This window comes from Paenibacillus sp. 1781tsa1 (genome assembly GCF_024159265.1).
Classification (GTDB): domain Bacteria; phylum Bacillota; class Bacilli; order Paenibacillales; family Paenibacillaceae; genus Paenibacillus.
Genome location: NZ_JAMYWY010000001.1, coordinates 5764920 through 5786936 on the forward strand (window position 1 = coordinate 5764920; position 22017 = coordinate 5786936).

Sequence of the window (22017 nt, forward strand, 5' to 3'; positions counted from 1 at the left end):
ATAACGTTGAAGCTAATCCTGAACGTTTAGGCGAATCTTACCACCCAGATAATAAAGAGAACAATCATGACGATTTGCAAAATAATTTTCATCACGGTGCTCGTAAATAGCCCCACCACGGAACCAAATCCGACTTTTGACGCTTTGGAAGGTGAAGACCCACCGATCAGTTCCCCGATAAAAGCACCGATAAATGGTCCCAGTACCAGTCCGAATGCCGGAATGACGAAAGGGCCAATGATAACACCAATGGTACTCAGCGTGGTTGATAACTTGGAGCCACCGAACTTCTTCACGCCCCATGCGCTGACGACATAATCAGCCACGAACAACACAACCACAATCAGAATCTGGATGATCCAGAACCACACACCGAACGGATCAAAACTGAAGAACCAGCCGTAGACCAGAAAGGCGAAGAAAATCGCTACAGCACCAGGTAGTATGGGATATACCGTTCCGGCCATCCCCACTGCAAACAGCAGCACAATTATAATCCAGGCAACGGTTGCGAGCAAAGGTTACTCCCCCTTCAAAATATGTTCACGAATCACTTCGACGATGCCGTCTTCATTGTTACTCGCTACGATCAGATCAGCCGCTTCCTTCACCTGCTCTTGCGCATTGCCCATCGCTACACCCAGACCCACGGCCTCAATGACAGCCAGATCATTCAAGCTGTCTCCGACCGCAACAACTTCGGACATCTCGATGCCCAGCAGCTTGCAGACTTCAGCTACACCACTGGCTTTGGATACGCCAGCAGGGTTGATCTCAATATTAACGGGTGAGGAATTCGTCATTTGCAGACCACCCATTTGTTGCAGTTCCATCATAATCTGGTGACGAACTTCATCCACTTCGGTATTGAAGCCGAATTTCAACCATTCCAGACCTTCAATATTGTCCGTCCAGCGATCACGGTTGAACAGCTCTTCCACGGAGTATGCCCAGTACCAGCTGTTATATTTCTCACCGATCTCCTGCATTCTGCGAATCAATACCGGGTCCATCAGATGACGCATATGCAGATCATGCGGGGCTTTCCATACCTCACTGCCGTTAACGGTAACCATCGGTGTCTCCAGCCCAAGCTGCACCGCATAAGGCATCGCGTGGAATACGGCTCTTCCCGTGGATAGGCACACATGCACGCCCCGACGAATGGCAATCTGAATCCACTTGGCGGTCTCCTGCGTAATTTCATGATTATCATTAAGCAATGTTCCATCCATATCCAATGCAAGCAATTTGTATTTCAGTTCACTCATACAGTAGTTCCTCCTAGGTTGTCTCTCTCCAAATTGAACTCATGGATATCCATTCAGGCACTACGCGGGCAGAAAACCTTTCGATCGCTGTTATCCCCTGATTTTCTTGATTCCATCTACAATGGAGACAATCCGGTTATAAACGCGACCACTTCGTTTCTCTAGGTCCTTTCTGCCCTCTCCGTTCCACAGTGGTTCTCCAGTTCAACTTAAAGGTTCTTTTTATCTAATTTTAAAAATCCTTTCACAACAAGATCGCCCGGCATCCGTAAAAACGGACGCTCCGGACGTCACAGCTAACGACATTTTACCACAGATCATCTGTATGCAACAAAATAACCCGTAATCGGCAGGATGACGCTTAGTTACAAATGTATATTCCACACTACGCTTTCCCCTCGTGAATGCCGCTTTCCTGAACGCTATAAAAAAAATCTAGAGTCGTTGATTAACGACTCTAGATTTTCGATTTCAATGTTTGTCTATTCAAAACGATTATTTATGGAACATAGAGGTCCATATTCAATCCATTCAAAATTCTTTCTGCATGAGAATATAACATGCTATCATTGCTTAAAATTCTTCCGTGAACAATTCCTTTAAAACCGGATCCTGCAAATACAGGTGATCCACTGTCACCCGGCTGTGAAATTGTGCTTGTTTCAAAAAGATATCTGCCAGGGCCTGTGCTACTAGTGAAATATACATCTTTGCCCTGTAATGTTCCAGTAGTTGTGTCTGTCGTTGCTCCTGATTTAATGACAGTTTCACCTATTTTACTGGAGGAAATAGCTTGAACTCCCGTGAGTCTAGTAGGGTTCCCAGGATTAATTCCCGAGGTATTGTAAATGACATTACTTGGGGTATGATTTCCACCACTTAACCTTATAGCCCCTGAATCTACATAGGAGCCCATGAAAACATTAGACATTGGTCCAAGAAGATATCCTCCTTGACGAAAATTTGTTCCTTGATCTGCGCAATGGCCTGCGGTTATGAGAAACAGATTTCCATTTGATCTTGATTTTGCCGGTACACCAGCCGTACACTTTCCCGTGCTGTTTATCTCATGACCACCCATAATCGTTCCTGTATACGTATTTCTTGCAGTTTCTTCAATTAGTCCAAGGTCCCCATTAAAATCAAGTGGATATGTGCTAAACATGGATTGAATAATTTCTTGATTTTCAGTACTTAGATCATTTCCGAGCGACACCACAACTTTTTGGTTAGGAAAGTCAGAATGAATTTTTGTAACATTTACATTTTTCTCTTTTAAAAGATTGAGTTTACTAACGATATTATCTGCAAATCCCATTAGTTGCTCTTCGCTATATTCGACTATTTCATATACAATCTCATTCGGGGAGAGTAAATAAGCAGCATCTAAAGTTTGTCTGGATACAATAAGATTTAAATTTTCGACAAATGACTCTCCTTCTTGATTGTTATTAATAAAACTTTTAGTTGGTTCCCCTGTAAATCTTACTATAATTTTGTGTTCAGGAGCTTGTTGTATATACATTCCTGCGTAATTTTTGGATAAAGATGAATCCCTGATCGCTTTTTCAAAGTCCGGTATAAATTTTTGTTCAACCTCAACTCTTCTGTCCATTTCCGCCTCTTCCTGAGCTGTTAAATGAACTCCATATTTTTGAACAGAAGACTCGTTTTCAATAGATAGGAGTTGATAATTATTGTTTTTAAAGCCAAATTCATCTCTGAACTTTTCCTCTAAGTTGTACTTTTGATTGATAAGGGCTTGACTATCTTTCTCTACGTTCTCAGCATACATTACTCCACTAATAGATAATGTAAGAGACACACTAAATAATAATGCAATGATTCTTTTGAGACCCATACTTACCTCCTACAAGTGTTTAGTTTACTAGAACTTCTTCTGCACTAATTATTATTTTTTTCTCGTCTTCAAAGCTTGACTGATCAGATTGGAATACTGCATTTAGAACAATATCTACGTCTGAATTTTTAATTTGTTCAATTTGCTCTGATGTTAATGTGATCTCATACTTTTCGGAATACCAGTGGTCTTTCATTAATTTCGTTGTTAACCCTTCACTTGTGCTTGACCTTGGTGGCAGAATTGTCTCGCCATCTATTTGCAAATCTACATCGAGGATTTGCTTGGAATGAAGAATTTCATTATCTGCTTCACTCCCTATATACTTTATTCCTGGTTGAAAAATGAAGGTATGATCTTTTGTTTCTTCAATGATCAATTGGAGCTCATATTCCCCAATTTGTTTGCTCGCTATCATTTGATCACCATCTCTTTGCATTTGATCAGGAGCATTAGAATTGTCCATTGAAGGATTGGAGCACCCAAATAGAATAAGAGAAATCATAAGGATGATGGATACTTGCTTCAAAGTTTGGCCTCCTTTTAATCAGAGTATTAAAATAAAACACATCATAAGTTAAGACGTGAAATATCCCATAATGTTTCATTAAATGATAAAATTATCAAAAAAATAGTAATGTTTCACTTTTAATACTGTAAGTATATTCTCCAGTTATTTCGCCTCCACATAATTTTAGTCATTAAATTATATAGACCTACCAAAAAACCGCCTGCAAGCAGACGGCCTCGTGTAATTCACTTTAAACTTCAATTAACGTGCTGCGAATTTGCGACGAGCGTAACGGAATACAATTCCATGTTTCGGAGACAGCAGCAGTGCGAGAACAAACAGAATTCCGGCAACAGCTACCATGCAGCCCGCAATGGAAGCATCAAGGGCGTATGCCATGATGTAACCTCCAACCGAAGATGCTGCTCCGATCAGGACGGCATACAGAATCATTTTGCCCAGACGATCTGTGAGCAGGTAAGCCGTCGCCGCAGGTACAATCAGCATGCCCACCACGAGAATCGAACCAACACTTTCAAATGAAGCTACGGATGTCATGGAAACGAGCCCCATGAGCAGATAGTGGAACAGCACGACTGGAATGCCGCAAGCCGCAGCCAGCGCCGGATCGAAGGCACATAGCTTGAACTGTTTGTAGAACAGCCCAATGACGACGAGGATGACCAGCAAAGTGATACCCAGCATCCAGACTGCCCTCGGCCCAACATCTGTGCCCCCAAGGGTTAGCGTATCCCACTGCACATAAGCGATCTCGCCGAACAAGACACAGTCCAGATCCAGATCGATGTGCTGAGCGTTTAGACTAATCAGAATGACGCCTACTGCGAAGAGTGCTGTGAACACAATTCCGATGGAGGCATCAGACGAGAGTCCACCCGCCTGCAAACTCTGTATGAAGAATACCGTCAGTAGTCCAAACACCGTTGCACCGAGCAGCATCCACAATGAATCTCTGGAACCGCTCCACAGGAAAGCAATCGCAATACCGGGGAGAACCGCATGACTGATCGCATCACCGACCAGAGCCATTCGTCGCAGAATCAGAAAACAACCGAGGATGGCGCAAGCAGAAGATACCAATACAGCCGTCAAGATAATCCAAAACGTTGCCATTACATCTCCCCCCGTTCCTGCTGATTTCGCTGTGTGGCGAGAGTCTGAAGTGTAGCCCGCTCTTCACGCATATACGCGGATTTGGCCTGAATACTGCGTAAGCGTCGAGCTAATAATCCACGACGCGGAGCGAGCAAGGCTGATCCGGCAAACAACACCGTAGCCGCAAGAACGGTTACAGGACCTGTCGGCAGATTAGGTACAAGTGTGCTGAAGATGGTTCCTGTCGCTCCACTCAATGCACCAAATATGCCTGCCAACACTACCATTAATGCGAGTGAGTCGGTCCAGCAACGTGCCGCTGCTGCCGGAGTTACCAGCAAGGCTGCAACAAGCACCACACCAACGGCCTGAATCCCGGCCACCACCGCGATTACCGTCAAGAGCAGAATGAGCTGCTCCAACATGGCAACTGGCAGTCCCATACCTCGTGCAAATCCCGGGTCAAAGCTCACCAGTTTGAATTCCTTGAACCAAGCCAGACAGGCGATCAGTAGTACGAGACATACGCCCCCCATGACATATACATCCGTCATGACCATGGATGCCGCCTGCCCAAACAAATATTTATCAAGTCCGCTTTGGCTTCCGCTCGCTCCATGCTGGATACGCGTCAGCATCACTACACCAATCCCGAAAAATACGGTCAACACAATGCCCATCGCTGCATCCTGCTTGATCCGGGAGTAGCGTGTAATCCACGAAATTCCGAAGGTAGCAACGATACCAGCCACCAGCGCACCAAACAGGAATAGCCCTACAGACTTCGTTTCCGTCAACATAAATGCAATACAAATCCCAGGCAGAGCAGCATGAGCAAGGGTGTCCCCCATCAGACTCTGCTTACGAAGGAAGGTGAAAGAGCCAATAATTCCACTGCTGAATCCAAGCAGCAGACAGCCAAGCAATATCCAACGTGTATTGGGGTCGGACAAGATGGCAACGATCCAGTTCCACATGACTACACCTGGCCTTTCTCCGTCCGGCTTCCGATCATGGCAATCCGGCCTCCGTACGTCTCTTGCAGTGTATCTGGTACAAATACTTCGCTTGTCGGTCCACCTGCCACCAGTCGTCCATTGAGCAGCAGCACATGGTCGAAGTATTCCTCGACTGTCGCCAGATCATGGTGAACAACCAGCACCGTCTTGCCTTGTTTCTTCAACTGCTCCAACAGGGAAATGATCGCTTTCTCCGTGGTAGCATCCACACCTGCAAACGGCTCATCCATGAAATACAGATCTGCGTCTTGCACGAGTGCCCTCGCCAGAAAGACACGTTGCTGCTGTCCACCCGACAGCTGACTGATCTGGCGGTACATGTAATCGCCCATGCCGACTTGCTCCAGGCAGTGTGCCGCCAGGTCCCGCTCCTTTTTCCCCGGACGACGAAACCAGCCCAGATGACCATACCGTCCCATCATGACCACATCGAGTGCATGCGTAGGGAAATCCCAGTCCACCGATTCACGTTGGGGTACATATCCAATACGACGACGTTGTTCCCGGTACGATTGTCCGAAGATCCGTACCTCACCATGCATCTTCGGTACCAGTCCCAGAACGGCTTTGATCAGGGTTGATTTTCCGGCTCCATTCGGTCCAAGAATTCCGATAAGCTGCCCTTCAGGGATATCGAAGGATACGCTGCTAAGCACCGGCTTTTTGTGATACGCAACGGCCAGATCCCTCACACTAAGAGGAGCAGACGTAGGCAATGTTCCCTGCAAGTGGCTGTTGTTCAGATTCGTAGGAGTTTGTTCCGATAAAGTTGTATCATTCATAATCCTGTAACTCCTCTCTTCATATGATTCATTATTTCAAGGCTTCTACAATCGTCTCAACATTGTGGCGAATCATACCAATGTATGTGCCCTCTTCCGTTCCTTCAGCCCCCATGGCATCCGAGAACAGTTCTCCACCAATGTTCACCGTATGCCCTTTTTGAGCTGCTCCGGCAATAATGGCTTCCATCGCTTTTGCAGGTACACTCGATTCAACAAAAACGGCTTTGATCTGGTTATCCACGAGATAATCTCTCAGTTCGCTAACATCTTTTGCACCGTATTCGGCTGCTGTACTAATGCCCTGAAGCCCCATCACTTTCATGCCATAAGCTTGACCGAAATATCCAAATGCATCATGTGCCGTGACCAATACCCGGCTTGCTTCCGGAATCTCCAGAATCTTCTCACGTACCTCGGTATCCAGATCTTCGAGCTTCGCCAGGTACGCCTCAGCCTGAGCCTTGTATTCTTCCGCATGATCCGGGTCCGCCTCCACGAGCGTATCGCGCACGGCTTCTGCCGCATGCATCCAGTGGCTGACGTTAAACCAGACGTGTGGGTCATATTCCGTACCGCCTGTATCTTTGCCTGAGTGTAACTCCTCAACTGGAATAGTATCTGTAACGGCTGTAACCAGCTTGCTTGAGGACATTTTCTCCAGAATGTCTGTCATTTTACCTTCGAGATGCAGTCCATTATAGAAAATGACTTTTGCTTGTTCCAGCTTGCGAATATCACCTTGGGATGCCTTGTACAAGTGGGGGTCAACTCCCGGGCCCATGAGCCCGGTAACATCAACATATGCTCCGCCTACCTCACGTGCTACGTCCGCAATCATGCCCGTTGTAGCTGTTACTTGCAGCTTGCCGTCGCTACTCGTCTCCGCATCACTTGAACATGCTGAAAGTATGACAACCAGCACCAGAGCCGCTAGCGTGATGAACCCCCTCTGAATACTCCTCATCTTCACCATTAACAATTCAATCGTCCCCTTTCCCTATCCTAAAAGTATTGTCCACATCTAATTTTGTTGTACAAGGTATTAAGTTTTAATCAAGACTAATAATGTTTCCCTTGTGCAAATTTTATCCGAAGCTAAAAAAAAAGGCAAGGGATTATTTCCCCTGCCTGTCCAGATTCATATGTTGTTTACTTCATTAACTTTTTTGGATACGGATATTAAAGAAATTCAACTATCTGATTTAGATGTCCTTTCCTTAGAAAATGCTAAAAATTTCTTTAAACATTTACGAAGAACGGATATCAAAGTTACTGATCAGGAAATGAAGAAGCCCGAGGAAAACTCTGTTAGCCGCAAGATATCCTCTCTTCGCTCACTTTTCAAATATTTGACGACCGAGACAGAGATCACAATGGAAAAAAAACTGAAATACCCATGTCTCAAGAACAAAGATATTGGTGAACCTTACTTTCACAGAAATGTTATGCAAAAAATCCCGGTTTACAAAGAGAAAAGTACTTTGAACTCTAGGGCCAAGAATATATCAAACTACAAATTAAAGAATCTAAATTCTAAAAATGGAAATGTAAAAGGAATTGATCTCGGAGACGACAGTACTTCTTTTCTTTGTGTACAAGTGACCTCTAATTTGGACATAGCAAAAATCGAGAAAACCCTAAAATTTTATGTTGATCCAAATACTAATTATAGTAAGGTTTATTATTCTGGCGTAAAGATGTTCTATCTCTCTGAAATTACTCCTAATTTCACTGCTAAAAAAAAGAAAGAAATGCTATCCAATTACCCAAACTTCTCATTTGAGGAAGACATAATAACATACGAGAAACTACTCAAAAAAATTAATTCTATTGAAAATAGCGAACAACTCAATTCGATCATTAAGGTACTACGTGAAAATATTCATTATTACAGCCCCTACGAAACGCGGACAGACCAAAATCAGGTTTGGGGTCAATTATTAGTTAACAGGACTATTAATCGGATTAAAAAATTCGAAGAGTTTTACGACGAACATATTTCAAGTTATCCTAAATTAGATATTATGTTTAATTCATCTTTAGAAAAACTGACGAAGTTAGACCAAGGTATAGAGACAAAATTGGATATATTGCTCAAAAACCTTGAGAACCCACAATCAGTAATCCCCTCACCCATTAAAGCATTATTTGAAGAATTTCTTTTTTTCGAAGAAAAGGTTCTAAAAGAGGCATATAAAAACCTGAAACGCCATCCTAAAGAACTATACAAAGAGACAGGTAAAGATTTTCAAAATCACATGAGAAGCGGAATTGAAATGCTAATAGACAATTTGATTCTAAATCTAAATTTTATAAGAGATCTCTTAGGATATCAACATGAGGAAGTGATCATTAACCGCTTTAAGCAGGTTAGAACAACCATTAAATATGAAAGTGTTACGGATAGAAATAATCAACTGCTTCATTTGTTAATTAAATTGAGTGAACCAGATCCATTTAGAATAGATGTATTCATGCTTGAGACAGACCATATTGAACCCGATGAACAATTCTTTCATGTATTAGGATGGACTGATCTACATTTAGGCTTCGAAGAGGCTTCACGTTATATCGCTTATACAAATGAGAGTGTAGGTCCAGAAGATGACTTCATTGCTTCTGGTGGTTTTCATGTCCCATCACCACTCATTTTTCTATATAAACTCAGTGATAAACAAAAAGAAAAATTATACGAAATTCAAAACCGTAGTAATATCGCGTTCTACTTTTTTGAATCACATTAACGGCGAACACTAACCCTTAAGGAATCTACTCTGCTCAGTCGGCACACCTGTACTTATGGAGCTGAACTCGGGAAGCATCCTCAAAGAGGTTAACAGCTGGTCCGATGATCTTATTGAAAGTGTGAAAAGTGATTTAGTTTTAAGAACTAACCTTGATATATGAAGAAGGTAATTTACTCCTTGATGCTCCGCGTAGTACTGATGTATCGTGGAAAGCAAAAGGGGTCTTCCTATATCTCCATATATATGGACCGCTTCGTGCTATAGATATAGACATTCTCAATCCTAATAGCTCAATAGAGAAGGGGTTGTCTGAACTTTCGGATCATGGCTGGATCAAATGAGCTGGGTGAAAAGTTATGGTTTGTCGAGAATCAGCAAGCAGCTGCAGCTGATAGTGCTTTTGTTACTGTAGACTTTAATTCACCTTACCAATCATACAAAGACTCACTTTTTTTGTTTCGAGTATTCTTGGACCAATTTCTTTTGTGCCTCTGAATCGGTCCTTGACCCAACGTCAACATAGATCTCTAATAGTAGAAGTGCCCCGATACCCTTAGCTTTAAGTGAAAGTGAGTTATTCTTGGATAGAGCTCAAAAGCTTCAAGGGGGCAGTTGACTGAAACATGTAGTCCGCTTCTTCAATGTTATCCTCCTCTATCAATATCATAATAAAATATAGTATATCCTCAGTAATGAAAGTAATACTATTCCTTCTCTGTAGCTACGTGTTCCTTCGTTTTGGGATGTGTCTTGAGAGGAAAGGTAGCCTATTTTCTTTCTTTTCCAAAATTTTGAAAGGATATCCTCATAACTTTCTCGTAAATCACTCTGGTCCCGGTCGATTCAGTATGATCCATTCTTTCATATGCTCTCGTATTACAACATAAAAATACTTATAAATTGAATCAGTAAAATTATAATAATTTATATTCAAATATATGTAAAAAATTGAATTGACTAGAAATAATCTCGGTGTTATGTTTAGTTCATAACTTATAAGGAGGAATAAATATGAAAAAGAAATTGACTGTTGTAATGTCTTCTTTATTATTACTAGGATCACTGGCTTCAGCAGCTTATGCCCAACCTATTAGTTCACCTAACAACGATTTAGTTACACCAACGGTGAATGATATTGAAGCGCGCGTATCTTCATCAATCAGCACAAGCAATGTGTTCGAAACTCCGGAGGACCCTATCATAACACCATTTGATGTAACTCTTATTCGTCCCTTCCCATACGATTCTGTTAATGCTTACGAAAATACCTTTTATATCGATCCCCGAAACGGATTGGAGGCAAATATTTGGTTACAAAACACTGGGACCTCGACTATCTATATGAAGATATATGTTGATAATAACTTAGATATGGAAATTCCATTTGCTGTCGGACAGCAAAAGACGATCAATTTGTATGGTACGGTTGCTCATAGCTATAAAATCTATGTTTACAACAGTGTTGGTGCAGTGAATAAATTTAATATCTCGGCTAGACAATTTTAAAAGAAGAAGGCTTGGTAGAATTATTGTACTTTTTCCTGAGTCTTGCTTTTCCTTTTGCCAGATCTCTTGTTTTAGTCTTGAAAATGTAGTGTCTCCTCCAAGCCTGGGGAAGGACCATTAGTTACTCTGCAGTTGATAGCGCTTTTACAAGTGTGATGTTCAGTTATTGTTATTCTTATCACAATTGGGCCCAAATATAAGCACTATAGACCTACCTTCAACCCAACCATATCGAAAAAAAAATGGCCACTACACAATTGAAATTCAGTTGTAGTGGCCATATCATTTTATTTGAATATAGGGTTTAGTTCTGGATCAAGAGACAACATCCGAATAAGAAGCGCAGTTGCTTCTGCTCTTGTAACTATTCCTTCAGGGACGAATTGATCAACGGTCCGCCCCTCGATCAAGCCAGCAGCAAACGCTTTTCTGATATTCCCCTGATTCCAGGTATGATTGATATCCTGGAAAGGGACAGTCGTTGATGTGAAGTTTTTAAGCTCAACAATCCTTCCAACCAGTTCGACCGCTTCAGCTCGGGAAAGATACTGATTAGGTTTGAACGTACCATCTGCGTAGCCCTGGATAACCCCCTGCTCTGTGAGATGAAGAATACCATCTTTCGCCCAGTGAGTAGTCAGATCCTTAAACAACTTGGGTTTCGAACTGCCTTCCGAAGGGGAAAAGACGCGATCAAGCATCATACTAAATTCCGCTCGGGTGACAGCATTGTTAGGCCGGAAGCTTCCATCCGGATATCCGGTTACACCTTGGACAGATTGGAGCTTCTGCACATAACGTTCTCCCCAATGGCCGAGCAGATCCGAATACACTCTACTTGGCTTGTTTGCGGACATTTCAGATTGAATCGATTGTACTAAGCCTGATCGGTTGATCACATAAGTGAAGATGGATTTATCAACTTCTGGAAAAACCTCTTCTTCATCCTCCCCACTATCTTCGATCCCCAGTCCTGAGTCTTTTATATCTTGTGATGTGGTCGTGTAACCCCCACCTGGCTGAGAAGGCAGATCTATCGTTTTTCCTTCTACGCTAATTGAATACTCCTCAGAGTGGATTCCTCCCAACTGGGCGAACACGTTTACCGTTCCAGCTCTCATGGCTTGTAGCTGGCCATCTTTTATTCGGATGATGTTGGGGTTAGATACTTCCCAAGCAACTTGTTCTGTGACTTCTATGGATGAGTCATCCGGAAAGAGTGCTTTCACAACCAACGTATGAGCTTCACCAATAATCATCTTCTCAGGCAATCCTGTGATCTGCAACTTAGAGATGTCGTCTTCTGTCAGCATCTCAACGATGATGGTATATGTTTGTACGGACCCGTCACGAGCGAGAATAGAATAAATCACAGGTGAAGTAAAATCATTCACAGTGATGCCGCTGATTTGAATATGTCCTTCTACCTCGGCGGATACACCCTTCATATCGAAGTTAGCAACCAGTTCTCTCAGATCAGTCCCATAAGGCATTGAAACATGAACGGTATGGGAGTCTTCATTGATTTTCCCGTTAATCTCGTCAATTCGAAACGAAAGAAGCTGCTTTTCCTGTCTGGTATCTGGTTTAACCTCAACAAGGATCTCAAGTGTAACATCGAAGTAGTTCACTTTGATTGTAGTCGTTCCAACGTGATGAGCATTTACCATACCAGAGGTCGTGATAGATGCAATATCAGGGTTAGAAGCGTTGAAAGACACAATACGTGTTAGATCCGCTGTACCGTTGTTCGAATATTTCCCTTGTATATGAAGCTGCCGGCTCTCACCTGGTATGAACTGTAGAGAAGCTGCATTACTAGTTAATGACTGGATCGGGCTCGCCAGCTCCGGATGGAAGTCACGAATAGTAGACTCTGCTTCTTTTCCAACGGGATAATAGTTGTTTGTATCATTCGAAACTTGCCAGATAGAGTATCCTTTAAACCAGCTCTCTCCACCAAAAACATCTTGGTACGCTTCATACGCATTACGTTGTAATTCTTCATTAAGGTCATCAGAAACAACGGGGTTCCAAGGAGTTGATGTCCCATAATCCACGCTTGGTATTCCAAGCTCTCCTAAGAATATATCCCGTCCCCAGAATTCTGAAAAAGACCGGACCTCATCATAGACATTTTGATGTCTTGCGTAGATGCTAGAGCTGCTTAAATCAGCAATCAGATCTGCAGTACTTGGAGCAGGATTTTCATTCAACTCAAAGTACGCAGCAATGGTAATAAAATCAACATATCCAAAGATTAGGTTAGTCTTCTTTTCATTGTACTGATTCTTAGTGGATGGGTCCCAATCTGCCGTGAGCCACCAGGAAGTTTTATACGTGAGCTTACCAGGATATGCATCACGGATAAAAGTGAAGACATCGCGCCAGTACCAAAGGTGGGATTCTATCTTGGTGTAACTGGACCCAGCGATAACAGCATATACGTCTTTAGGGATGGCGATCTCATGCAGCAATGTGGACCATACTACTGATTTATAGTTCCAGAAGAATCCGTTCAAATCGGTCGGATCATATTCAATTTCCGATACAGTTCCCTCAGCGATCCACGGAAAGGCTTCCAGGATTACATTCACGCCCCTATCATTTAGCACATCAATGAGCGCCTTCGCCTGTTCCACATCGCCTGGATGCATGCTTAATTCATGGCCGCGGGCATCGGGAACATCAAATCTCACCGGCACAACTACCGTATTTAAGCCAAGCTTATCGATATTGGCGATAACTCGATCTATATTCCCCAAATCTTCAGGTAAAACCGTCCCTGATTTTATCTGTGGGATAGGTTCTTCCTCTACTTTCGAAACGACGATGTAAAGCGTTTTGAGAAGTTGCCCTACTCGGACGTTGATAAATGTTTCACCTTCGCTAATAGCACTGATCATTCCTGTTGTGCTAACATCCGCAATGCTTGAATCTTCTGAATCAAAGGTGGCTATGGGAACAGCATCTTCTATGTATTTATCATTTGTGAGGACGGCTTGTGCTGTGAGTTGAATAGAATCGCCGATTGTTAACATGTTATTAGGAACCTGCGCCTCAAGCCTTAAGTAATCAACGATATTCAATGTACTTGAAGCGGTTTCTCCATATATATCTGCAGTCACTGTAACTTCTCCTATGGATTTCCCTAGGAGTACACCTGGCTGATTGAAAACCGCAATGGTGTCATCATGGGAGGACCAGATACTTAATGTGGTCAAATCCTCCATAGGGGCATCTTCATGAGAAGACCATACGGCTTGCAACTGCCTTTCCTCACCCACCAGAATGTAATCCGGGTTTCCATGTTTAATGACTAAATTGGGGGAGACCGAACCTTCTGCAAAGGAGATCGGATTAAAAGACAGACCTATAGACTGGAATACCAACATAAAAACAGTGCAGAGTGTCATAACTTTAGTGAAATATTTCATCAGATTCTCTCCATTTCAACCAAAAAAAAAAATTTGTTATACTGCTGAAAGCGTCCAAGCTCGGCCTTGTTTGCGAACTTTTTGATTTCAACCCCAACATATCGATTGTTCCGATCTACTTCTAATATATCTATTCTGCCTTTTACTCGGGTTGCTTCAATCTTCACTAGTGTAAATGAGAACAACTTTTTCATTTTCCCAACATGATCCTTGATCTCATTATGTGTAATATTTCTCAATTGATTTTTGAATCGATACTTTTCTCTGCTAGATCTAACCCTCCTTTCTGCCTGTTTAAGCATCTTTCTACCAATGAGGTCGAAATTAATTGGATTATCTTTTTCATATTGAGCGACCTCATCCATAAACGAACACTCATCATCAGCTTTTGACACGCTTAATCCTCCTTAGGAACGATACAAAATATAGTCATCGAAATAGAAATAAGGGCCGGCATAAGACCGACCTCCATTTTTGACGCAACGATGGATGTTCCACACACTAGGTAACCCCAAGTATTATATTAAGTATTAAGCTTCAGTTTAATGTCCGGTACCATGATTATTCATTGATCTCACCCCTACCTTATTTATGGTCTATATATTGACCATTCGTTTAATCCTGCAGCTGTAGTCATTCGCTCACAGGGGAAATTAGCCATCAAATCCACGAGAAGACATGTTTAGTTAAATCTTCTCGATTCAACACGTTTGTTTCATACCCGCCTTTGAACTCGAGAGAGTTGTATTTAGACTTTGATCTAAAGTTGTTTACTTCGTAAAATATCCATCAAATAGACCTAAAGCAGACATGTCGGAACCATCACCATTTGATACTTGAATCTTCATTTTTGCAGCGTTCTTCAGATTAACCTTAATTTCAGTAGGTGGATCTCCTGCTTTGAAATCATTAGAATATGCTTCCTTCCCGTCCAAAGTGATTGTGAATGTAAGCGTTTCGCGTGTATTTTTGAATTTTTCAAACAATCCTACCGTGGCTTTGAACTCGCTATATTGACCATTTAAATAATATTCGTCGAAATTCCAATTGTCCCGATTGGATGATAAGCTGTATGTATGATAGTTAGAATATTCATTGCCGATGTTATCTGTAGCAATTGGTCCATCATAGACTACTTCAAAGGTATTATAGATCCCCAGTGCAGATTGAGTATTCATTGGTTTGATGTCTTTCCCAGGATATATTATTTCTCCCCCATGATCCTCTCCGATCAGCACCGTCTTATTCTTTGCATCCCATTTCACAAGCTGTCCAAGTGCATTACTCATAAAAGCCAAAGGTACAAATGTACTCCCATTGTATAAAAAGGGTTTTAGATCGCCTTTGGGCATTTTAGATATGTGATCCACTTTAATGTCATTGACGCTAGACTTCTATCATCTTTCCACCAGCAGCATACGCCGTTGCGCCAGTGACTACCGTGCCAATGGCCATTCCGATAATTAGACCTTTTAGTTTGTCCTTCATGTTACCTCCCAGGGTATAAATCGTATTTGTATGGTTTTTACTATATATCGGCTAATTTCTTCCTTTAGTTTACATTATATAATTTCTCTAATACATAGAACAAGGGCCTCCTAAAAGGAGGCCCTTCAAGCACAATTACCATTAGGGTGCAGCTTGACTCATTGTTGCTAATTGAGAAGTAAGCATCTCAACCTGCGCCTCAAGTGTTGTAATATGATTTTGAAGGCGCTTAATTTCAAACAGAACATCTGGGGAGTATATTTGGGCCAACTGAACCATAATAGCCCTATGTAAGCTATCTCCGTGGTTTAAAACGGGGTAAGACAAATATCCATTAAGCTGTGTTATATTGCTCTTTGGCAATTATAAAGTTAGACGTTAGCTCTGAGATCCTTTTTCACTCTATTTTTGGATATATGCCTGATTTGATGTAAATTGATAATCGTGTCCTTCGGAAATATAGGGTATTTCTTTGAAGGATAGCTGTCAGTTGGTATCCGTATCAGAGCTTTTTCCAAATCCCCTGGGAAGCTTGATCAGTCATCTGAGTTGGTAGGAACAACAACCAATAATTCTTTAAAATCTCCAATGACAATGGCTGGGTGTGGTTGCAAGAGTTCTCGATCAGTACCATAACCGAAATCAACTAGCACCTTTCTACCTGAAGCATAGCGCACTGGATTAGAGTAAAACATCCGTGTCGCTTCTCTTCGAGCAATGTAAATATATGTTTCTTCTTTTACTGAAGGGGTATCTCTTAAGTGCTCTTGGGCTTTCTCTAGCCTATACCTAACCCCGTTCAGAATCTCCCCATTTATTAACTTTAGTGGCCCATTTAAAAAACGTGTTTGACGCTTGCTATCGTCATTTTTTAGGAGATAGGTGAAGATAGAAGCCACTGATTCAAACAATTTCTTGTCTATCTTTTCTTGTTCAAGTATTATTCCGAAATCCTCATCCGTTCGTGGCTTGGATCTTGTGAATATTTCCCTATAGTCCAAGTTAAGTGCTATTGCAAGAATCATAAGAGTCTCGTCATTGGGGCGAATCTTTGAAGCCTCTGCTCTGCTTATAAGTGCTTGGGAAATTAGAGTGTAACTGGCTAAATGTTCTTGTGTCCTGAAATTTGCCTTCTTTCGTCTTTCTTTGAGGTATACACCAAAATCAGTCATTAGCCCTCCGAATTCATTTAATATACAGCATATTATTATGCATATTCAGACTACACAGTACGCCAATACGCTTGTCAAACTCATATAATTCAGGTATGCAAAAAAAGCCAACTCCAAGAGCTGGCATAAGTAAATGAATCTATAGAAATAAAAATGAATGATGAATAATGCCTAACCACTGTAAGTTAGTATAGATTAGCAGCTCATACCAGAGGTCATAGAAAGCTATTGTCTTACGATTATAAATCCCTTGGTTCAGTATACAATGTGAACCCTTCCATCGTGATACACCTGCACGTCCTGTGATGACATCACGAACTCTATTCCTGTCAAGCTTCCTGATGCCTCTAACTCCTTAATACCCGCCTCCCATATAGGTCGATTGTGGATTAACGTATAAAAATATATTTTATCCGCACCCTCGCCTTCACTGCTTTGTAATACAAAATTCCCAGCAAAAAGACCCTTGGGGAATTTTCGCATTTCATTATGTGAAATAAAATGAGGGAGATCTGCTTCAAATTTTCTAGTTAGCATTTTTTATCTAACCCCTTGTTTATAATATGAACCCAGGTTCTCTTTCGTAATCACCGAGTTTACTATTGAACGTCAAGCTGTTTCGTCATATTGTAAAAGAGTTATGTCTGCCACGGTTCTTTTGACGTTACTCTTTATCTTTACCTTCGTCTTTCTTCCCTTTAGGAGTCCCATCGAGACCATACACTTCATCATATGCATCAAAGATTTTCCGTGCAATTGGCGAGGCACTGACTGACCCGAACCCACCTTCCGGTACAACAACAGCTACAGCAAGCTTTGGATTATCCCGTGGGGCAAAGGCAATAAATACACCATTCTCTTTTTTGTTCGGTCCGGTCCCCTGCTCTGATGTTCCTGTTTTCCGTGCATAATCGTATGGGAAACCGTCAAATGAACTTACTTTGGTAACCATTCCTTTATGAACTTCATTCCAGTGCGCATCGGCAAAATCAACTTCATTGAGTACTTTAGGTTTGATCTCTTTCACAACATTGCCGTCCGCATCACGGATTTCCTTCACCAAGTGAGGCTCCATCCGTTTGCCTTTATTGGCAAGCATCGTCGTGTATTGAGCGAGTTGCATTGTAGTGTACTTCGCTTGCTGACCAAATGAGGCAAACGCCAAACGTGTTAGAGCCGATTCGTCTTCATTATTATATTCTAGCCTACCCAGAAATTCATTAGGCAGATCTACACCAGTGGACACACCCAAGCCAAACTCCTGCATGTGTTTGTGCCAGACATCGATGCCTTTCTCTGAGCCATAATTACGTAACAAACGTTTACCCACCATATCAATCATGAAGGCATTGGAGGATTTTTCAATCGCTCTTCTCGCCGTAATAGAACCATTATAAGCAGAATGCGAGTTCTTCACTTGTCGTCCGTCTTTCCCCAAAACCGCATATCCCTGATCGTGATAGGTCTCTCCTGCTGTAAATAGTCCCTCTTTTAATCCAATAAGCACACTTAGCGGCTTGATTACTGATCCAAGAAGTACAACGGATTCCGCCCGACTAGGCTTGTCATCATTCGGTGGGAACGACTCGGTGGTTCCATTCCGGAAAACATATTTGATTTTGTCATAATCCCAATCGTTCGGATCATAATCCGGCATACTTGCCATAGCCACCACATTTCCCGTATCCACTTCCATGGCTACTGCGTATCCGGTAATTGCCTTGGGCAGCCTGCGCAGTTCGTCCGTAATCGCCTCTTGTGCAGCCATCTGAATTTCCTTGTTGATGGTGGAAACCAGACTGTAACCTTTCTCCGGTGGAGTCTGTAGCATCGTTCCATCCGGCAGATTACGTGCGTCAATATCAATGGACTGATATCCGCTTCGTCCACGGAGTTCTTCCTGGTATTGAAGCTCCAACCCATCGAAACCAACCTTCTCTTCTTCATGGTACACGAGACCAGGATCACGCTGGGTACTTGCCCCCTCGCGGATGGCCTTGTATTTGGCAATGGAATCAGGTGCTCGCTTGAACTCTCTTGTATAACCAACAATCTGAACTGCTACACCATCCGGGTCATATTTTCTGATGTTTTCTTCCAGCACCATAACGCCCGGATAATCCGCTTTTTTCTCCATGAAAAAGGCAATTTCTTTGGTCGATAGATCCGACTTCACCAATCTTGGCACATATCCGAACGTTTTCTGATAATCCAGATCCAGTCGTTTGATGATCTCTTCAGCATCCGGCTGCTCTTTGTCCCCTGGATTAAACTGCTTAAACACAGCCGCCAGATCATGAGCCAGTTCCTCTGCTTCCTGTCTACGTTCATCATTCCGATAATCCTCATATAACAGCACATACAGGGACTGTACAGGTTCGGAATAAGCGAGCGCGACTTCCCCTGTCGCATCATAGATGGGACCACGAACAGGTGCGAGTGGAATGTCTTTGGTATTACGACTCGTTTCCATATACGTCAGTTCAGGACCCTCTACAAACTGCACAAAGGCTAATCTGAAAATAAGGATACTGAATATGACAAATGCCGCGAAAAAAAACAGATTCAGCCTTGCGGTGGAAGGCTTGTTGACGGGTGTATCTTCCTCAGTCATGGGTTTCTTTTTCAATCGGTTAAACATCGTTTTAAGCCTCTCCCGTTCCTCTATAAAAATAAAATATTTAATCCATATTGTGAACGTGTTCAATTCCCTATTTAATCCTATCTCATACAAGTTTACCAAAGGTTAGCTGTCACGTCTTTCAATTTTTGGTTACATTTTCGTAAACAGAACCGTTACACTAACCAATTACTGATTTCAATGTAAACACTGACATATCAACGTTATCCCGTCCTCCGGATCGCTTTTACCTTTCCCTTATATAAACGTGGTATAGCTCATATGGTTACATATTAATGCAACTAAATAGTTCACTCTTACGATCCATTCTCCTTGCAAAAACAAAAAAGAGGACCCACTAAGGGTCCTCTCTGTAACCAATGCATTACATCACTGTGCGCCTGTTTCCGATTCTGAATCTTTATTTTTGTCTTTTTTCGGTACACCGTCGAGACCGAATTCCTCGTCATAGGCATCGAAAATCGCACGCGCAACCGGAGCCGCACTGTTCGAACCAAAGCCCCCTTCGGGGATAACCACAGCGACAGCAAGCTTGGGATTATTACGTGGTGCATACGCGATAAACACCCCGTTATCCACCAGTTTACCACCTACTACCTGTGTCGATGTTCCTGTTTTTCTGGCAAAATCGTAAGGGAATCCGCTAAATGCAGATACCTCGGTTGCCATGCCTCGTTGTACTTCATTCCAGTAGGCATCGTTAAACTCCACCGTGCTGAGTACCTTCGGTTTTACTTTCTCGACCACATTGCCTTCCGAATCCCGGAACTCCTTAACCAGTTGTGGCTCCATCCGCTTGCCTTTATTCGCCAGCATTGTCGTGTACTGTGCTAACTGCATGGTTGTGTATTTTCCCTGCTGTCCAAATGAACCATACACGAGACGAGTCAGCGAGCTTTCCGTTTCGTTCATGTAATCCCGTATGCCCAGGAATTCATTCGGCAGATCAACCCCTGTAGATATCCCAAGGCCGAACTGCTTCATGTACTCATCCCATTTGTCAATTCCGGTCGCACCGTATTTCGAGTACATCTTCTTCCCAATCTCATCAATCATAAATACGTTCGAGGAATGACGAATCGCATCACGAGGATACATGGCGCCATACACATGCCCTGATGAGTTCTGCACTCTTCGGTTGTCCCCACCAAAGGTCGTTGAACCTCTATCCGAATAAACTGTATTGGTAGTGAAGAAACCTTCTTTCAAACCGATTAAGACACTAAGCGGTTTGATCGTCGAGCCGAGTAACACGATTGATTCAGCTCGCTTTTTAGAGTCATCCGGAGGGAATGAACGAATCGTACCATTTTGATACACATATTTGATATCATCATACTGATCATTTGTAATGCTACCTGTTCTCCAGATGTTGGTATCATAATCTGGCATACTGGCAGCAGATACGATTTTCCCCGTATCCACTTCCATCGCAACTGCAAATCCGGTCTTGGCATTTGGATGCAATCGACCGGAAACCGGGTTCCGATGAAGCCAGCTTAACTGGTCCAGGATGGCCTGTTCTGTTTTCACCTGAACGTTCTTATTAATGCTGGATATCAGATCGTACCCTTTCTGCGGCGGGGTAGAACCAGCCACACCTTCAGGCAAATTACGCAAATCAACATCAACGGATGTATATCCGCTTTTGCCGCGGAGAGCATCCTGATATTGCAGTTCCAGTCCATCAAAGCCTACAAATTCATTCTCCGTGTACACCAGGCCTGGATCCGTTTGCGTTTTATTGGCCTCGTCCACCTCTTTGTATTTGTCCAAGGACTTCGAACTTCTGAATTTCTTCAAATAACCGATGGTCTGAACTGCTACCGTATCCGGATCGTAGAATCGTACACTCTCCTCGACGATCTGAATACCTTTGAACTCGTCCTTATGTTGCAGGAAATAAGCGACTTCTTCCTCGGACAGATCGCTCTTGATCAGACGCGGCATAAAACCGTTCGCTTTGCGGGAGTTCAAGTCCATCTCTTCAATAATTTTCTCCACCGTAAGTGACTCTGAATCCTTCAGCTTGTACTGTTCAAACACATCATGCAACCGGGTGGCAATATCCTGCACTTCCCCTATGTTGGGACTCGGTTTCCCATCAACATCCCCATAGTTTTTATACAGCGTCAGGTACAGCGACTGAATGGGCTTGGAGTAAGCCAATTTCACCTCACCAGTAGAATCATAGATCGTACCTCTCACAGGAGGAAGCGGTACATCCTTGGTAATGTTACTTGCTTCTTCCTGACTGAGTTCAGGACCCTCAACAAATTGCAAAAACGCCAAACGTACGATAATAACGCTAAAAATAACAAAGGAAGCGAAGAAAAATACATTCATCCGGTAGCTGAATCGCCGTTTGTCTGTAAGTTCATCCTTCTCATTGGAATGCTTTTTCATCCACCCTACCTCTTTCATGACTTGATGCATACCACTTAAACTGATTCCTCGCGGCAT

General features: G+C 42.6%; 16 protein-coding genes. 2 read left to right on the forward strand and 14 right to left on the reverse strand.

From position 1 onward, the window contains the following. Positions 1 to 26: 26 nt before the first annotated feature. From NKT06_RS25920 to NKT06_RS25955, 8 genes are all read right to left on the reverse strand, one after another. Positions 27 to 467, reverse strand: a complete 441-nt coding sequence (locus NKT06_RS25920) for a DUF456 domain-containing protein (RefSeq protein WP_047841365.1) — start codon at positions 465 to 467, stop codon at positions 27 to 29. Between the two features lie 54 nt (positions 468 to 521). Then, positions 522 to 1271 (reverse strand): Cof-type HAD-IIB family hydrolase, encoded by a 750-nt coding sequence (locus NKT06_RS25925; RefSeq protein WP_091020802.1) that lies wholly within the window; start codon positions 1269 to 1271, stop codon positions 522 to 524. 499 nt (positions 1272 to 1770) lie between these two features. Then, positions 1771 to 3132: a S1 family peptidase gene (locus tag NKT06_RS25930; RefSeq protein WP_253440694.1), complete on the reverse strand. Its 1362-nt coding sequence runs from the start codon at positions 3130 to 3132 to the stop codon at positions 1771 to 1773. Between the two features lie 19 nt (positions 3133 to 3151). Next, positions 3152 to 3661, reverse strand: coding sequence for a hypothetical protein (locus NKT06_RS25935; RefSeq protein WP_253440696.1), 510 nt, complete (start codon positions 3659 to 3661; stop codon positions 3152 to 3154). Between the two features lie 243 nt (positions 3662 to 3904). Beyond that, entirely contained in the window at positions 3905 to 4777 is an 873-nt protein-coding gene (locus NKT06_RS25940; protein WP_047841304.1) for a metal ABC transporter permease, read from the reverse strand. Next, entirely contained in the window at positions 4777 to 5736 is a 960-nt protein-coding gene (locus tag NKT06_RS25945) for a metal ABC transporter permease (protein WP_091037906.1), read from the reverse strand. Before NKT06_RS25945 ends, NKT06_RS25940 begins: the two co-directional genes overlap by 1 nt. Before the next feature lie 2 nt (positions 5737 to 5738). Next, positions 5739 to 6560 (reverse strand): metal ABC transporter ATP-binding protein, encoded by an 822-nt coding sequence (locus tag NKT06_RS25950; RefSeq protein ID WP_253440698.1) that lies wholly within the window; start codon positions 6558 to 6560, stop codon positions 5739 to 5741. A gap of 31 nt (positions 6561 to 6591) precedes the next feature. Then, positions 6592 to 7536 carry a metal ABC transporter solute-binding protein, Zn/Mn family gene (locus NKT06_RS25955; RefSeq protein ID WP_301290458.1) on the reverse strand — a complete coding sequence of 315 codons (945 nt, stop codon included), beginning with the start codon at positions 7534 to 7536 and terminating at the stop codon, positions 6592 to 6594. 103 nt (positions 7537 to 7639) lie between these two features. Between NKT06_RS25955 and NKT06_RS25960 the strand changes: the two genes are divergently transcribed. Both NKT06_RS25960 and NKT06_RS25965 read left to right on the forward strand, forming a co-directional pair. Further along, a complete protein-coding gene (locus NKT06_RS25960) occupies positions 7640 to 9307 on the forward strand; it encodes an SMEK domain-containing protein (protein WP_253440700.1) in 1668 nt (555 codons plus the stop codon). A 1014-nt stretch (positions 9308 to 10321) separates the two neighbouring features. Further along, on the forward strand, positions 10322 to 10816 hold the full coding sequence (locus NKT06_RS25965) for a hypothetical protein (protein WP_253440702.1): 495 nt from the start codon (positions 10322 to 10324) through the stop codon (positions 10814 to 10816). Positions 10817 to 11103: 287 nt separating this feature from the next. On the opposite strand, the gene NKT06_RS25970 is transcribed toward NKT06_RS25965, so the two are convergent. From NKT06_RS25970 to NKT06_RS25995, 6 genes are all read right to left on the reverse strand, one after another. Continuing rightward, on the reverse strand, positions 11104 to 14253 hold the full coding sequence (locus NKT06_RS25970; protein WP_253440704.1) for an S-layer homology domain-containing protein: 3150 nt from the start codon (positions 14251 to 14253) through the stop codon (positions 11104 to 11106). Beyond that, positions 14253 to 14648, reverse strand: a complete 396-nt coding sequence (locus NKT06_RS25975; RefSeq protein ID WP_253440706.1) for a hypothetical protein — start codon at positions 14646 to 14648, stop codon at positions 14253 to 14255. The genes NKT06_RS25970 and NKT06_RS25975 overlap by 1 nt, the downstream gene beginning before the upstream one ends. A gap of 375 nt (positions 14649 to 15023) precedes the next feature. Next, positions 15024 to 15605 carry an NPCBM/NEW2 domain-containing protein gene (locus tag NKT06_RS25980; protein ID WP_253440708.1) on the reverse strand — a complete coding sequence of 194 codons (582 nt, stop codon included), beginning with the start codon at positions 15603 to 15605 and terminating at the stop codon, positions 15024 to 15026. Positions 15606 to 16277: 672 nt separating this feature from the next. Then, entirely contained in the window at positions 16278 to 16913 is a 636-nt protein-coding gene (locus NKT06_RS25985; RefSeq protein ID WP_253440710.1) for a helix-turn-helix domain-containing protein, read from the reverse strand. Positions 16914 to 17577: 664 nt separating this feature from the next. Next, complete coding sequence (locus NKT06_RS25990; protein ID WP_483311598.1) at positions 17578 to 19554, reverse strand: peptidoglycan D,D-transpeptidase FtsI family protein; 1977 nt, start codon at positions 19552 to 19554, stop codon at positions 17578 to 17580. Between the two features lie 369 nt (positions 19555 to 19923). Further along, positions 19924 to 21960 carry a peptidoglycan D,D-transpeptidase FtsI family protein gene (locus NKT06_RS25995; RefSeq protein WP_253440711.1) on the reverse strand — a complete coding sequence of 679 codons (2037 nt, stop codon included), beginning with the start codon at positions 21958 to 21960 and terminating at the stop codon, positions 19924 to 19926. Positions 21961 to 22017 lie beyond the last annotated feature (57 nt).

What these genes read in the sequence shown, in the direction of transcription:
- NKT06_RS25920 (WP_047841365.1), bottom strand. Translation starts at nt 467, where the DNA reads ATGGCCGGAACGGTATATCCCATACTACCTGGTGCTGTAGCGATTTTC.
- NKT06_RS25925 (WP_091020802.1), bottom strand. Translation starts at nt 1,271, where the DNA reads ATGAGTGAACTGAAATACAAATTGCTTGCATTGGATATGGATGGAACA.
- NKT06_RS25930 (WP_253440694.1), bottom strand. Translation starts at nt 3,132, where the DNA reads ATGGGTCTCAAAAGAATCATTGCATTATTATTTAGTGTGTCTCTTACA.
- NKT06_RS25940 (WP_047841304.1), bottom strand. Translation starts at nt 4,777, where the DNA reads ATGGCAACGTTTTGGATTATCTTGACGGCTGTATTGGTATCTTCTGCT.
- NKT06_RS25945 (WP_091037906.1), bottom strand. Translation starts at nt 5,736, where the DNA reads ATGTGGAACTGGATCGTTGCCATCTTGTCCGACCCCAATACACGTTGG.
- NKT06_RS25950 (WP_253440698.1), bottom strand. Translation starts at nt 6,560, where the DNA reads ATGAATGATACAACTTTATCGGAACAAACTCCTACGAATCTGAACAAC.
- NKT06_RS25955 (WP_301290458.1), bottom strand. Translation starts at nt 7,536, where the DNA reads ATGGTGAAGATGAGGAGTATTCAGAGGGGGTTCATCACGCTAGCGGCT.
- NKT06_RS25965 (WP_253440702.1), top strand. Translation starts at nt 10,322, where the DNA reads ATGAAAAAGAAATTGACTGTTGTAATGTCTTCTTTATTATTACTAGGA.
- NKT06_RS25970 (WP_253440704.1), bottom strand. Translation starts at nt 14,253, where the DNA reads ATGAAATATTTCACTAAAGTTATGACACTCTGCACTGTTTTTATGTTG.
- NKT06_RS25980 (WP_253440708.1), bottom strand. Translation starts at nt 15,605, where the DNA reads ATGCCCAAAGGCGATCTAAAACCCTTTTTATACAATGGGAGTACATTT.
- NKT06_RS25985 (WP_253440710.1), bottom strand. Translation starts at nt 16,913, where the DNA reads ATGACTGATTTTGGTGTATACCTCAAAGAAAGACGAAAGAAGGCAAAT.
- NKT06_RS25990 (WP_483311598.1), bottom strand. Translation starts at nt 19,554, where the DNA reads ATGTTTAACCGATTGAAAAAGAAACCCATGACTGAGGAAGATACACCC.
- NKT06_RS25995 (WP_253440711.1), bottom strand. Translation starts at nt 21,960, where the DNA reads ATGAAAAAGCATTCCAATGAGAAGGATGAACTTACAGACAAACGGCGA.